This window comes from Streptosporangium heterodermiicola, from assembly GCF_051390675.1.
In the GTDB taxonomy this organism is placed as follows: domain Bacteria; phylum Actinomycetota; class Actinomycetes; order Streptosporangiales; family Streptosporangiaceae; genus Streptosporangium.
This window is the reverse complement of record NZ_JBPJSR010000036.1, coordinates 44707-58423: the sequence shown is the minus strand read 5'-3', so window position 1 is coordinate 58423 and position 13717 is coordinate 44707. Positions and strand designations below refer to the sequence as shown.

General features: G+C 71.8%; 12 protein-coding genes. All 12 read left to right on the top strand.

Annotated elements, in window-relative coordinates:
* Nucleotides 1-291: 291 nt before the first annotated feature.
* A complete protein-coding gene (locus ACSC1Q_RS40500; protein WP_436764051.1) occupies nt 292-1584 on the top strand; it encodes a bifunctional folylpolyglutamate synthase/dihydrofolate synthase in 1293 nt (430 codons plus the stop codon).
* Nucleotides 1585-1807: 223 nt separating this feature from the next.
* A complete protein-coding gene (locus ACSC1Q_RS40495; RefSeq protein WP_436764049.1) occupies nt 1808-2146 on the top strand; it encodes a DUF4233 domain-containing protein in 339 nt (112 codons plus the stop codon).
* 11 nt (nt 2147-2157) lie between these two features.
* Nucleotides 2158-4116, top strand: a complete 1959-nt coding sequence (locus tag ACSC1Q_RS40490) for a hypothetical protein (protein ID WP_436764048.1) — start codon at nt 2158-2160, stop codon at nt 4114-4116.
* A 259-nt stretch (nt 4117-4375) separates the two neighbouring features.
* Nucleotides 4376-4786 carry a nucleoside-diphosphate kinase gene (gene ndk / locus ACSC1Q_RS40485; protein ID WP_344918587.1) on the top strand — a complete coding sequence of 137 codons (411 nt, stop codon included), beginning with the start codon at nt 4376-4378 and terminating at the stop codon, nt 4784-4786.
* A 191-nt stretch (nt 4787-4977) separates the two neighbouring features.
* A complete protein-coding gene (locus ACSC1Q_RS40480; protein WP_436764047.1) occupies nt 4978-6009 on the top strand; it encodes a rod shape-determining protein in 1032 nt (343 codons plus the stop codon).
* Entirely contained in the window at nt 6009-7025 is a 1017-nt protein-coding gene (gene mreC, locus ACSC1Q_RS40475) for a rod shape-determining protein MreC (protein WP_436764046.1), read from the top strand. The genes ACSC1Q_RS40480 and mreC overlap by 1 nt, the downstream gene beginning before the upstream one ends.
* Nucleotides 7003-7557, top strand: coding sequence for a rod shape-determining protein MreD (gene mreD, locus ACSC1Q_RS40470; RefSeq protein ID WP_436764045.1), 555 nt, complete (start codon nt 7003-7005; stop codon nt 7555-7557). Before mreC ends, mreD begins: the two co-directional genes overlap by 23 nt.
* Before the next feature lie 118 nt (nt 7558-7675).
* Nucleotides 7676-9739: a penicillin-binding protein 2 gene (mrdA, locus tag ACSC1Q_RS40465; protein ID WP_436764044.1), complete on the top strand. Its 2064-nt coding sequence runs from the start codon at nt 7676-7678 to the stop codon at nt 9737-9739.
* 70 nt (nt 9740-9809) lie between these two features.
* Entirely contained in the window at nt 9810-10973 is a 1164-nt protein-coding gene (gene rodA, locus ACSC1Q_RS40460; protein WP_436764043.1) for a rod shape-determining protein RodA, read from the top strand.
* 154 nt (nt 10974-11127) lie between these two features.
* Nucleotides 11128-11352, top strand: a complete 225-nt coding sequence (locus tag ACSC1Q_RS40455) for a hypothetical protein (RefSeq protein ID WP_436764042.1) — start codon at nt 11128-11130, stop codon at nt 11350-11352.
* 31 nt (nt 11353-11383) lie between these two features.
* Nucleotides 11384-12817, top strand: a complete 1434-nt coding sequence (locus tag ACSC1Q_RS40450) for an NsdA family TPR-like regulatory protein (protein WP_436764041.1) — start codon at nt 11384-11386, stop codon at nt 12815-12817.
* Complete coding sequence (locus tag ACSC1Q_RS40445) at nt 12814-13710, top strand: phosphotransferase family protein (protein ID WP_436764040.1); 897 nt, start codon at nt 12814-12816, stop codon at nt 13708-13710. The genes ACSC1Q_RS40450 and ACSC1Q_RS40445 overlap by 4 nt, the downstream gene beginning before the upstream one ends.
* Nucleotides 13711-13717: the final 7 nt, after the last annotated feature.

Sequence of the window (13717 nt, the reverse complement as noted above, 5' to 3'; positions counted from 1 at the left end):
TCCCCGGGCCGCGTCCGGAGCTTTCCGGCTCTTTCTGGGTCTTTCTCAAGGGCCTTGTCGTGCCGTTTTCCCGCGCCTTCCGGCTGCTTTCGGCGCGTTCAGGAGCCTGGCCTGGTCGAAGGCGTTGTCGGCCTTCGCCCCGCCATGGCCGCCGTGTTTGGACTTCCCGGCCTGTGGAGTTTTATGGGGCACGGGGTCCGCGTTGTACCGGCCTTTGCAGCCCTGTCCGGGACCCGCCCAGGACGTCAGTAGGCTGGAGACGTGGACTATCGAGCGGTTGAACAAGCGATCATGCAGCGTGGCGTCGAGTGGAACTTCGAGCCCAGCCTCGACAGGATCGCCGCGCTCGTGGATCTGCTCGGCTCCCCGCAGCACTCCTATCCCGTCGTGCACGTGGCCGGTACGAACGGCAAGTCGAGTACGACCCGGATGATCGAAGCACTCCTGCGCGAGCGCAACCTGCGGGTCGGCCGCTTCACCAGCCCTCACCTCGTCTCCATGCGCGAGCGCATCAGCGTGGACGGCGTCCCGCTCAGTGAGGAGCGCTTCGTCGAGGTGTACGAGGACATCGCGCCGTACCTGGAGATGGTCGACGCCCAGGGGCGGCGGCTCTCCTTCTTCGAGACGCTCACCGCGATGGCGTTCGCCGCCTTCGCCGACGCTCCGGTGGACGTCGCGGTCATCGAGACGGGGATGGGGGGCATCACCGACGCCACCAACGTCGCCGACGGCGCCGTGGCGGTCATCACGCCCATCTCCCTCGACCACGTCGACTACCTCGGGCCCGACGTCGAGACGATCGCCGGGGAGAAGGCCGGCATCATCAAGCCCGGGGCGACCGCGGTGCTCGCGCAGCAGGAGCTTCCCGCGGCCTCGGTGTTGATGAGGCAGGCGGCCGACACCGGCGCCACCGTGGCACGTGAGGGACTGGAGTTCGGCGTGCTGAGCAGGGAGCTCGCCATCGGTGGGCAGCTGCTGCGGCTGAAGGGGCTCAAGGGAACGTACGAGGACATCCTGCTTCCCCTGTACGGTGCCCACCAGGCGAGCAACGCCGCCTGCGCGCTGGCCGCGGCGGAGGCGCTGACCGGCGGGGACGAGCCTCTGGACGCGGAGCTGGTGCGGCAGGCGTTCCTGGGGGTGCGCTCGCCCGGCAGGCTTGAGGTGGTTCGCAGGGGGCCCACGGTGGTCGTCGACGCCGCGCACAACCCGGCGGGGATACGGGCGACTCTGGACGCCGTGCAGGAGTCCTTCGACTTCGCGAAGCTCATCGGCGTGGTGGCGGTGTTCGAGGACAAGGACGTCCAGGGCATCCTGGAACTGCTGGAGCCGATGATGGACGAGATCGTGGTGACCAGGAACTCCTCGCCGAGGTCCATGGACGTGGACGATCTCGCCGCGCTGGCCGAGGAGATCTTCGGTCTTGACCGGGTGTACCAGGTCGAGAGGCTGGACAGCGCGATCGACCGTGCGATCGGCCTGGTCGACGCCCTGGGCGAGTTCAGCGGGGCCGGGGTGCTGATCACCGGGTCGGTGGTGACCGCCGGTGACGCGCGGCTCCTGCTCAAGGCGGACGAGGCACAGTGAGCGGACGAGGGCACGGCGGGCGACGAGACGCGTCACGCGGGCGACGAGACGTGCCGCGCGGGCGGAACACGCTGGGCGACGGGCCGTACGCGCCGGGCGGAGAGGGCGCGCCGGGTGGGCGGGACGCGATGAGCGGACGGAACGCGGTGGGCCGGAACGGCAGGACGGGCCGGCCGGGCGCGGCGGGCGAGGTACGACCGAGTCGACTCTGGAGGAGCGGAAAATGATCACGGTGACTCCGGGGATGAGGCGTCTCTGTGCCAGCGTGCTCGGCATGGAGGCCATAGTCGTCGGTCTGTTCACGCCGGTCGCCATCAACACGCAGGGCATCGAACCGGCCGTCGCTGCCACCGTCGGCCTCGGCCTGGCGCTCCTCTGTGTGGTGGTGATCGGCCTGCTCAAGCGGCCTTTCGCCTATGTCGCGGGGAGCGTGATCCAGGTGCTCGCCATCGCCTCCGGCCTCATGGTCCCGACCATGTTCCTCCTCGGAGTGATCTTCGCCGCGCTGTGGATCACAGCGATATTCGTCGCTCGCCGTGTCGAGGGCGTGACTTCTCGCTAAAGTCGGCCAACATGGCCGTCCCTCCCATCCAACCGACTCGGGTGGTGTCCGCCAGGCCCACGGGCCTGGTGCGCGCGCTCCGTGTCTCCCTGATGCTCGACGTCGTCCTCGGACTGCTCGTCGCGGTAGTGCTGCCGCTGGCGATCGTCGCCATCCCCAACACCATCTCGGTGGTCGCCGCCCTCCTGCCGCCGGACATTTCGCAGATAGCGATGATCAGGGCGCACGGGCTGGCGCTTCCCGCGATGGTCCTGACCGTGCCGGTGGCGGCGGTGGCCGTGCACCGGATGAGGGCGGCCCCGACGATGGTCGCGGGGCTTACCCTGCTCGCCTTCGCCGACGCCGCCGGTGGGTACGCCGGGTCCACGGCGCTGGTGGGGGTCCTGCGGGTCCTGCACGGGGTCGGCGCGGGCCTGTTGGTCCCGGCTACCTTGATGGCCGTGTGGGGGCGTTCGGTGCTCCTCAGGGCCGTGTGGGCGGCCGCGTTGACGGCGAGCCTCCTGGCCGCCCAGGCGCTCGCCCTGTGGCCCCTCGACCAGGTCGACTCCTGGCGTGTTACCCTCCAGCCGTACCCGATGCTCACCGGGGTCGCGCTCGTGCTCGCGGCGGTCTACCTGGTGCTGTGGCTGAAGGAGGGCGAGGGCGCGGGTCCCGTGGGGGGCGTCGCGGAACGCGGGCGCACGCTGTGGGTGTTCGTGCCCGCCGTGGGCGTCGCGGCCCTCGCCCTGGGCAGCACGTTCGACTGGTCGCCGAGCCTGGTGATCCGCGCGGCGCTGGTGTCGGTCCTCGTCCTGCTGGCCCTGGCCTCCTCCGGTGCCTCGAAGGGAGCCGTCGGCCGGGCGCCGGCCTACGCGATGATCGCGGTCGGCGTCGTCGCGCTGCCGACCGCCGCCCAGATCACCTATGTCGAGCTCGGCGGGCTGGGAGGTCCCGGGCTGTCCGGGCTGTGGCCGGCCTTCGCGATCGCCGCGCTGGTGGGCCTCCTGTCCGCGGCGCTGGCGAACCGGCTGGGCCACGCGGCCATGCCCCTGGTCACCGCGGGCGGGCTCGTAGTGATGGTCGCGGGCCTGTGCGCCGTGCGGCTGTTCCTTCCCGCCCCCGGCGGGCTTCCGCTGATCATCCCGTTCGCGCTGCTCGCGGGGGGTGCCTCGGTGGCGCTCACCGGCGCGCTGCGCTCCTGCGGGGAGGGGGCCGCGCTCCTGGCGCTGTCGCTGTTCTTCCCCGCGGTGCTCGTGGGCTTCCTGCTGGGCAGCGGCGTCCAGGTCACCCGCCTGGAGGAGGCCACGACCCCGCAGGCGCTGGTCGACGGGTTCGTGGACGCCCTGCACCTGTGGGCGCTGATCGGGGGCGGCCTGGTGCTCGCGGTGATCGTGCTCGGCGCCGTCCTGGCCCGCCTCCTGCCCGGCACCCCGGCGGGCGCCCGGGACGCGAGGGGGACGGGAGACACGCGGGACACTCCGGCCGGTACGGCGGCCCCGTCCGGCGCGGGTTCCGCCTCCGGGTTGGTGCCCTCCCCGGCGAGGGAGGTCGATCTCGCCGGTGGCGCGTGGCCGGCCGCCACGGCGTCGGGACCTCCGAAACAGGCCGGTCAGACCGGCCGGACCGGCAGACCTGAGCAGGCCGGGCAGTCGGACCGGGACGCGCAGGCCGGGCAGGCGAGACACGCGGTGGTGCGGCCGCGTTCCGAGGCCGGGGCGGGTGCGCAGCCGCAGGTCCGCCAGAGCCCCGAGGCCGGGCCCATGGCGACGACCGAGTCCATGAGCGGGTCCATGGCCGTCAGCGGGGGCGGGCACGGGGCGGGGACGGGCGGAAGGCCCAGGCCCCGGCACGAGCCCGACCGGGTTCCCGAGCGCGATCCCGAGCCGGAGACGGAGACCGAGCAGGAGAAGGTCGTCGCGCCTCCCGTGGTGGTGCCGCCGCCCGCGCCCTCTCCCGAGGACGGCCCGGGGAACGGGCCCGCCCTCCAGTGAACTCGCCCGCCCACACAGGCCCTCCGGCAGTAGCTTCACCGCGACCACCCGGGCCCTCCCGGCAGTGACCTCGCCGCCCACACGGGCTCTCCGGTCGTGATCTCGCCGACTACCCGGGCCCTCCCGGCAGTGACCTCGCCGACCATACGGGCCGCCCTCCGGTGGTGACCTCGCCGACCACGGGGAATCGCGCGAAGGACGGTAAACTTCGCGCGATTACCGCAGTCCGCGACCCATACATGTTCAAAGGAGAACTTCAGTGTCCGAGCGCACCCTTGTCCTGATCAAGCCCGACGGTGTGGCACGTGGTCTCATCGGCGACGTGATCGCCCGTGTCGAGCGCAAGGGTCTGAAGGTCGTGGCGCTGGAGCTGCGCACCCTGGACGTCGACACCGCCAAGGTGCACTACGCCGAGCACTCCGAGCGGCCGTTCTTCGGCGAGCTGGTGGACTTCATCACCTCCGGCCCGCTGGTCGCGCTGGTGCTTGAGGGGCCGCGCGCCATCGAGGCCTTCCGCGGCCTCGCCGGCCTCACCGACCCCGTCAAGTCCGCGCCCGGCACCATCCGCGGCGACCACGCCCTGGAGATCGGCGAGAACGTCGTCCACGGCTCCGACTCGCCCGAGTCCGCCGCCAGGGAGATCAAGATCTTCTTTCCGGATCGCTTCTAGACGCACGCTTTCGCCGTGTTCGCCGGGCCCCGCCGTTCTTGTGGACGGCGGGGCCCGGTGTGTTCGGCCAACCCAAGATTTTGCTGCGGCAGGCCGCCTCATTGCGCTCAATGGTGGGTACGTCACGTTACGATTCGAGTGCGTTCCGTAGTTTTCGCCGACGACCTGACGGAAGGAGGCCGGCCTTCCTCATGGGCAGCAATCTTGCTTTTCTGGGCCGTGACATGGCGGTCGACCTCGGCACCGCGAACACCCTCGTGTACGTACGAGGCCGCGGGATCGTGCTCAACGAGCCGTCCGTCGTGGCGATCAACACCGCGACGGGGAAGATCGTGGCTGTTGGTATCGAGGCCAAGCGGATGATAGGCCGCACTCCCGGCAACATCGTGGCCATCCGCCCGCTCAAGGACGGCGTCATCGCCGACTTCGACGTCACCGAGCGCATGCTGCGCTATTTCATCCAGCGGGTGCACAAGCGCCGCCACTTCGCCAAGCCGCGCATCATCATCGCCGTGCCGAGCGGGATCACCGGGGTCGAGCAGCGAGCGGTCAAGGAGGCCGGTTACCAGGCGGGCGCGCGCAGGGTCTACATCGTCGAGGAGCCCATGGCCGCCGCGATCGGAGCCGGGCTCCCGGTGCACGAGCCCACCGGAAACATGGTGATCGACATAGGGGGTGGCACCACCGAGGTGGCGATCATCTCGATGGGCGGTGTGGTCACCAGCCAGTCGATCAGGGTGGGCGGCGACGAGATGGACCAGGCGATCATCGCCTTCGCCAAGAAGGAGCACTCGCTCATGCTCGGCGAGCGCACGGCCGAGGAGATCAAGATGGCGATCGGCTCCGCGTGCATGCTCCCGGAGGAGAGTCACGCCGAGATCCGGGGCCGCGACCTGGTCAGCGGCCTGCCCAAGACGATCGTGGTGTCGGCGGCGGAGATCCGCAAGGCCATCGAGGAGCCGTTGAACGTGATCGTCGACGCGGTCAAGACGACGCTCGACAAGTGCCCGCCCGAGCTTTCCGGAGACCTGATGGACCGCGGGATCGCCCTCACCGGGGGCGGGGCGCTCCTCAAGGGCATGGACGAGCGGCTGAAGGCCGAGACCGGCATGCCGATCCACCTCGTCGACAACGCCCTCGACTCCGTCGCGCTCGGCTCGGGCAAGTGCGTCGAGGACTTCGACGCCCTGCAGCAGGTCCTGGTTCCCGAGCCGCGGCACTGATGAAGGACACCCGCCGGGCACGGGTCAACCTGGGGCTGCTGCTGGCCGCCGCGCTCGTGCTCGTGACCATCGACCACCGTTCGGTCACGGAGTCGCCGTTCGGTCCGCTCAGGACGGTCGGCACGACGCTGTTCGGCGCCGCGGAGAGCGCGGGGGCCGGGCTCGTGCGGCCGGTCGGCGAGTTCTTCGAGACGATGGCCGAGGCTCCCACGGCGCGCGCCCGCATCGAGAAGCTGCGCGTGGAGAACCAGCGGCTCAGGCACGACCTGGCGGCGCAGAGCCTCGACCGGGAGCGGTCCCGGGAGCTTCGCAGGCTGCTCGGGGTCGCGGGGACCGGCGGATACCGGATCCTGCCCACCCAGGTGATCGCCCGGCGCGGCGCCCCGGGGTTCGAGGAGGCCGTCGAGCTCGACGTGGGGCGCGCCGACGGGGTGCGCCCGGAGATGACCGTGCTGAACGCCGACGGCCTGGTCGGCAGGGTGGTCCAGGTGGGCCCGTCCACCTCGACGGTGGTCCTGCTCAGCGACCCCGCCTCGGCGGCCGGTGCCCGGCTGGAGGGCAGCAACGAGATCGGGGTGGTGCACGGCGTGGGGGAGAACGGCCGCCTGGTCCGCTTCCGGCTGCTCGACTCGACCGCGCCGATCACCCCCGGCCACCGCATCGTGAGTTTCGGCTCCCAGCGTGGCGCGCCGTACGTGGCGGGGGTGCCGATCGGGGTGGTGGAGCGGGTGGAGGCCACGCCGGGTGAGCTGACCCGCATCGCGTACGCGCGGCCGTCCGCCGATCTCACCGCGCTGGACGTGGTCGGCGTGGTGGTGCGGGCGCCGCGCCGTGACCCGCGTGACGCGGTGCTCCCGCCGGGACCGCCCAAGGAGCCCAAGGAGCCCAAGGAGAGGGCCTCGACGCCGGAGCGGGTCACGTCACGTTCCCCCGGTTCCGACCCCGACGCCGAGTCCGGCCCCGAGTCCGGCCCGCGTGAGGCGGAGGCTCCCCGTGGCCGGCGAGAGGGGGCCTGACGGGATGGGCCGCAACGCGGCCTTCGTGCTGCTGCTCCTCGGGATCATGATCGTCCAGGTGACCGTCGTCAACAGGCTGCCGCTGCCCGGGCACGCCGCGCCGGATCTGGTGCTGCTCGCCGTGGTGGGGTACGCGCTGGCGCGCGGGGCCGCCGCGGGGGCCGGCATGGGCTTCGCCGCCGGTCTCGTCAGCGACCTGCTGCCGCCGGCGGCGCACCTGCTCGGGCACAACGCGCTCGTGCTCTGCCTCATGGGCTTCCTGGCGGGACGCGCGGTGGAGAGCCGGCCGTTCGCGGCGCCGCTCGTGGCGATGGCCTGCGCGGTCGCCGGTCCCGTGGTCGCGCTGGTGACCGGTGCCCTGGTGGGGGATCCGCGGACCGGGCTGTCCATGCTGACGACGGTGCTGCCGCAGGCGATGGCGTACAACCTGGTCGCCGCGCCCCCCGTGGTGTGGATGGTGCGCAGGCTCGTGCGAGGGCCGGAGCCGAGTCCCGTCCGGGTGCCCCAGCACATCATGCGGAGTCGCCTATGAGGCCACGTACGCGGCCTCGTGCGCCGTGGGGTCGTGGCGGGTTCCGCCGCGAGGGGAGCGGGAGGTCGGGCGGGTCGTGGGCCGGGGGTTCCGGCCGGGTGCGCGGGGAGGACGGGGTATGGGCCTGATGCGGGGGCGGCTGGTCGTGGTGCAGGTGCTGGTGGTGTCGATGCTGGCGCTGCTCGCCGTACGGCTCTGGCAGGTGCAGGTGGTGCGCGGTACGGAGTACGTGGAGGCCGCGACCGAGACGCGTACGCGTGACGTCGTCGTCCCCGCGGTGCGCGGGCAGATCCTCGACGCGACGGGCCGCCCGCTGGTGCGCAACCGGACCACGCTGGTGGTCTCGGTCGACCGTACGCGCCTGAACCGGATGGCGGGCAACGGCCAGGAGGTGCTCCAGAGGCTGGCCGGGGTGCTCGGCCGCCGTCCCACCGAGTTGCGGGAGCGGATCAGGGCGTGTGGCCCCGGGGTGGCCCGTCCCTGCTGGCCTGGGTCTCCGTACCAGCCGATTCCCATCGACGTCGACGTCACCACGCGCGAGGCCCTGCAGATCCTGGAGCGGCAGGAGGAGTTCCCCGGGGTCACGGCCGAGGTGCAGGCCGTGCGGGAGTATCCGCGCAAGGGCGCGGGCGCGCAGGCGCTCGGCTACCTGCAGCCGATCACGCAGGAGGAGCTGGACAGGCGCGACGGGCTGAGGGCGGCGTTCTCCGGGGTCGACCTGGTGGGCAGGGACGGGCTGGAGTCGGTCTACGACGTGCCGCTGCGCGGGACGCCGGGGATGCGGCGGGTGCAGGTCGACCGGCTGGGCAAGGTCATCGGGGTGGAGCGGCACGTGTCGCCGGTTCCCGGTGACACGCTCATCACCAGCATCGACGCCAGGGTGCAGACCTTGGCGGAGAAGGCGCTGGCCGAGGCGATGAAGGGCGCGCCCAAGGCCGACGGGGCGGCGGCGGTGGTGCTGGACGCGAGGACGAGCCGGGTGATCGCGCTGGCCAGCGCGCCGACGTACGATCCGGCGGTCTGGAGCGGGGGGATCTCCGAGGCGGAGTACCAGCGGCTGCTGTCCGGCAAGACCGGCAAGCCGCTGGTGTCGCGGGCGATCAAGGGCGAGTTCGCGCCCGGTTCGACGTTCAAGGTGTCGTCGGTGGCGGCGATGCTCAAGGACGGCTACCCGCTGCACGGCAAGTACGACTGCCCGGGGTCGTTCATGGTGGGCGACCGGCCGTTCAACAACTTCCGGGGCATCGGGCTGGGCGTCCTCAACCTGCACATGGCGCTGGTGAAGTCGTGCGACACGATCTTCTACCGGGCGGCGTACGAGCAGTGGCTGCGCGACGGCGGGCTCCATCCCAGGGGGAGGACCAAGGAGCCGATGGCGAACATGGCGCGCGCCTACGGGTTCGGCCGCCCCACGGGCATCGACCTGCCGGGCGAGTCGTCGGGCCGCATCCCCGACCGGGCGTGGAAGAAGGCGCTCTGGGCGGTGACCAAGGACGACAACTGCAGGCGGGCCAAGACCGGGTATCCGGAGGTGGCCAGGAGCAGTCCCAGCAGGGCCGCGTTCCTCAAGCGGCTGGCGTACGAGAACTGCCTGGAAGGGTTCCAGTGGCGGCCGGGTGACGCCGCCAACTTCTCCATCGGGCAGGGGGACGTGCTGGTGACGCCGCTGCAGCTGGCGGCGGCGTACGCGGCGCTGGTCGGGGACGGCAAGCTGCGCAGTCCCAGGGTGGGCTGGGCGCTGGTGCGGCCCGACGGCACCAAGGTCAAGGAGATCAAGGTGCCGGTGGTGGGCAGGATCCCGATCTCGCGGGAGGAGCGGGCCTACATCAAGGGGGCGCTGAGCGAGGTCGCCTCCGACGGCACCGCGGCCGGGGCCTTCTCGGGGTTCCCCATGGACAAGGTCAGGATCGGTGGGAAGACCGGCACCGCCGAGGTCTACGGCAAGGCCGACACGTCCTGGTTCGCCTCGTTCGCCCCGACGGACAAGCCGCGGTTCGTGATCGTCGCCATGGTGTCCCAGGGCGGGATGGGCGGCCAGACCGCGGCTCCGGCGGTACGGAAGATCTACGAGGGAATCTACGGCTTCAAGCCCGACGGGAAGCCGTCCTCCTCGGCCCTGCCGGGCGGGCGCCCGGCGAGGGCGCTCCCGGTGATCGCCAAGGACGGGACGGTGTCGCGATGACGACTTCGACCTCGATGTCCGCGATGGGGCTCGTGAGGGCGCCGGTGGTGACGTCCGCCGGGGAGGCGGCGTGAACCGGGCGGCAGCGCCGCCGAGGGCGTCCCTGGCCGGCCGGACGGTGGCGGCCGCCTCCACGGTGGGCCGGATGGACGGGGTGATGCTGGTCGCGGTCGCCGCGCTGGCGGTGATCGGCACGATGCTGGTCTGGTCGTCGACGAGGACCTGGGCGGCCGGCTCCACGGGGCTGGTCAAGAAGCACATCCTCAACCTCGTCATCGGTGCCGTGCTGGCCGGTACGGCCGCGATGGTGGACCACCGGGCGCTGCGGACCTTCACGCCGCTGATCTACGGCGCGACGCTGGTCGGGCTGATCCTGGTGATCACGCCGCTCGGCAGCACCGTGAACGGCGCCCACTCGTGGATCATGCTGGGCGGCGGTTTCGCCTTCCAGCCGTCGGAGTTCGCCAAGCTCGGCCTGGTGCTGATGCTCGCCATGCTGATGGCCCAGCCCGTCAGGGGCACCGACCGGCCGCGCGGTTTCGACGTCGTGGTCGCGCTGGTGGTGTCCATGTTCACCATGGGCCTGGTGATGCTCCAGCCCGACCTGGGCACCACGATGGTCATCGGGGTGATCACGGCCGGCACGATCGTCGTGGCGGGGGTCCGCAAGCGCTGGATCGCCGGGCTCACCCTCAGCGTGGTCGGCGCGGGGGTTGCCGTGTGGTTCCTCGACATCCTGGAGCCGTACCAGATCGCCCGGTTCACCGCGTTCCTCAACCCGGCCAGCGATCCGCGCGGTGTCGGCTACAACAGCACGCAGTCGCTGATCGCGATCGGGTCGGGGGAGGTGTTCGGCAAGGGGCTGTTCGGGGGTGGCCAGACCACCGGACGTTTCGTGCCCGAGCAGCACACCGACTTCATCTTCACGGTGGCGGGGGAGGAGTTCGGTTTCCTCGGCTCGGTCACCGTGGTGGCGCTGCTCGGGGTGATCCTGGTGCGGGGGGTGCGGATCGCGCGCGAGTGCGACGACCGGTTCGGCACGCTGGTGGCCGGTTCGATCGTGTGCTGGCTGGCCTTCCAGTCGTTCGTCAACATCGGGATGACCGTCGGGATCATGCCGATCACCGGCCTTCCCCTGCCGTTCGTCTCCTATGGCGGTACCGCCACCTTCGCCAATATGATCGCCTTCGGCCTGCTCCAGGCGATCCACATGCGCCGGCAGCCGTTCCAGTAACTGGCTCAGTGCCCGTTTCGCCGCTTTTCCAGTGCCTTTACAGCGCTGACATGAGAGCGGCCCGCATGTAGGAAACCTCCGATTCTCACTGGTATGGCGTTCGTCAAGCGAACATTCTGGGAACGAAGACGGAACTCGCGATGACGGAGGAACCGTGATCTCTGAGCTCGCCGAGCGGCAACGGGCACTGGAACTGTTACGGACCGCGTTCCCCGATTACCGGATCGTGTTCAGCAAGGGGCGCTGGGCCGCGGTGTCGGCGGGCAGCCCACCGGCGGTGTGGTTCGCCGAGACCCCGAGCAGCCTGTGCGGGCAGCTCTTCCAGGCGCAGCTCCGCAACGGCGGCACGGTCGGGCCCTTCCAGGGCGGCGATTCGTGACACGGGCGCCGAGGCGGCCCGGGGAGCGCCGATGACCCCGGTCTCACGCGGTGGCGACCGCGCCGCGCTGGCGTACGCGACGATCATCCGCAACCGTACGCTGGCCGGTGTCCCCGGCCCGCCGTCCGCCGCGGTCATCCAGCGGATGGTGGACGAGATCCACGTCCGCTATCCCCAGCAGACCAGGTTCAAGTGCCGCAGGCTCGCCCACGGGTGGACCGTGGAGGAGGCCATCGACCACTTCCACGCCATGTGCGACAGGGAGGGGATCAAGCGGCGCGGGCTCAGCGAGCGCTCCTGGCGGGAGTGGGAGGCGGGGGCGAGGCCCGACCGCGACTACACGGACCTGCTGTGCAGGCTCTTCCAGACCGGTCCTGTGCAGCTCGGCTTCGCCCAGGACTACACCCCCGAGGAGCTGCGCTCGGTGCCGCACGCCCCGCCGGTCCTCGATGTGATCACGGTGGCGGCCGACGAGGCCGGCGCGCACGCCGAGCGGGCCGAGGAGAGCGAGCTGGGCGCCGGGGCGCTGGAGCGGCTGCGCACCCAGGTGATCTGGGTCGGCAGGCGCTACGTGTCCGAGGCCCCGCTGCCGCTCTTCGTGGAGATGCGCGAGCTGCAGGAGCGCACCCGCAAGGCGCTGGATCGGCGCGTCCACCCCGGGCAGGCCAGGGAGCTGTACTTCCTCACCGGCGCGCTGTGCGGGCTGATGGCCAACGCCAGCATGGACATGGACCGCCGCGTCCCCGCCGACACCCTCGCCCGCGCCGCGTGGACGTACGGCAAGGTGGCCGGGCACGCGGGGCTGATGGGGTGGGCGCGCGGCATGCAGTCGTCGGTGGCGCTGTGGGACCGCCGCCACGGTGACGCGGCCCGCTACGCGGAGGAGGGGCTGACCCACGTCCGCGCGGGCTCGGGAGCCACCCGCCTGCACATGCTGAGGGCCCGCTCGTACGCGCTTCTCGGGCGTCGCGGGGAGGCCTCGGAGGCGCTGCGCGAGGCGGCCGACGCCCGTGCCGGGGGCGGGCATGACGAGCTGCACGACGAGATCGCCGGGGAGTTCGCGTTCCGCCCGGCGAAGGAGCGCTACTACGCGGCGGTCACCCAGCTGCAGCTCGGCGCCTCCGCCCCGGCGATCGAGTCGGCGCGCGAGTCGCTGTCCCTGTACGCCTCGGGGGACCCGGAGAACCGCTCCTACGGGTGCGAGGCCATGGCCAGCGCCCATCTGGCGATCGCCCACCTGATGGAGGGCGACACCGCGGGCGCCGAGGACGCCATGACGCCGATCCTCGCCCTCCCGCCCGAGCGGCGTATCGGCAGCCTGGGGGCCACCCTCGGCGCGAGCCGCGCGCTGCTGGCCTCGCGGCCGGGCGGGGAGCAGATGGCCGGGCGGATCGAGGGTTTCTGCGCCGTGGACCTGCCTCGGCGGGCCAGGCACGCCATCTCCGACGGGGGAAGTGGACGATGACCGTCGCCGCGGAGGGCCCACTCCTCTCTCGCGCCGCCGTGGCGCTCGCCGAGTCGCGCAGGCAGACCGGGCTCGACACCGGGGACGCGACGCTGATGCGCGACTTCGCCAACGCCGTTTACCACCTGGCGGGCGAGAAGGTCGTGGTACGGCTGGCGGAGGCGACCACGCCGGGCAGGTACGACCGGCTGGTGACCTCGATCAAGGTCACCCGATGGCTCGCCGAGCAGGGCTTCCCCGCCGTCAGGCCGCTGGAGATCAAGCAGCCGGTCGTCGCGGAGGGCTTCCTGGCGACGTTCTGGCACCACGAGGAGCACATCGGGCCGCCTCCCGACCCGGCGCCGCTGGGGCCGCTGCTGCGACGGCTGCACGACCTGCCGCCCGTGCCGTTCGACCTGCCGACCCACGACCCGTTCGGGGGGGTGCGCCGGGCGATCGGCGCGAGCGTCGCGCTGGCCCGCGACGATCGCGACTGGCTGCTCGGCCGCTGCGAGGCGCTGGCCGAGGCCTACTACGAGCGGGTGGAGTTCGCCCTGCCGTACGGGCTCGTCCACGCGGACGCCCACCGGGGCAACCTGATCCGCACGCGTGGCGGTTTCCTGCTGTGCGACTGGGACGGGGTGTGCGCGGGGCCCAGGGAGATCGATCTGATCCCGACACTCCAGGGGGGCAGGTTCGGTCTGACCGAACGCCAGCGGGCCGATTTCAGCGAGGCCTACGGCTACGACGCGACCACCTGGGAGGGCTATCCGGTGCTGCGCGACATGCGCGAACTGCGGACTCTCACGGCCGTGCTGCGCAACGCGCACCGCGATCGCACCGCCCGTGAGGAGCTCCGCCACCGGCTCGACTCGCTGCGAGCGGGCGACGACCGCCTGTGGCACCCCCTGTAGGCGGATA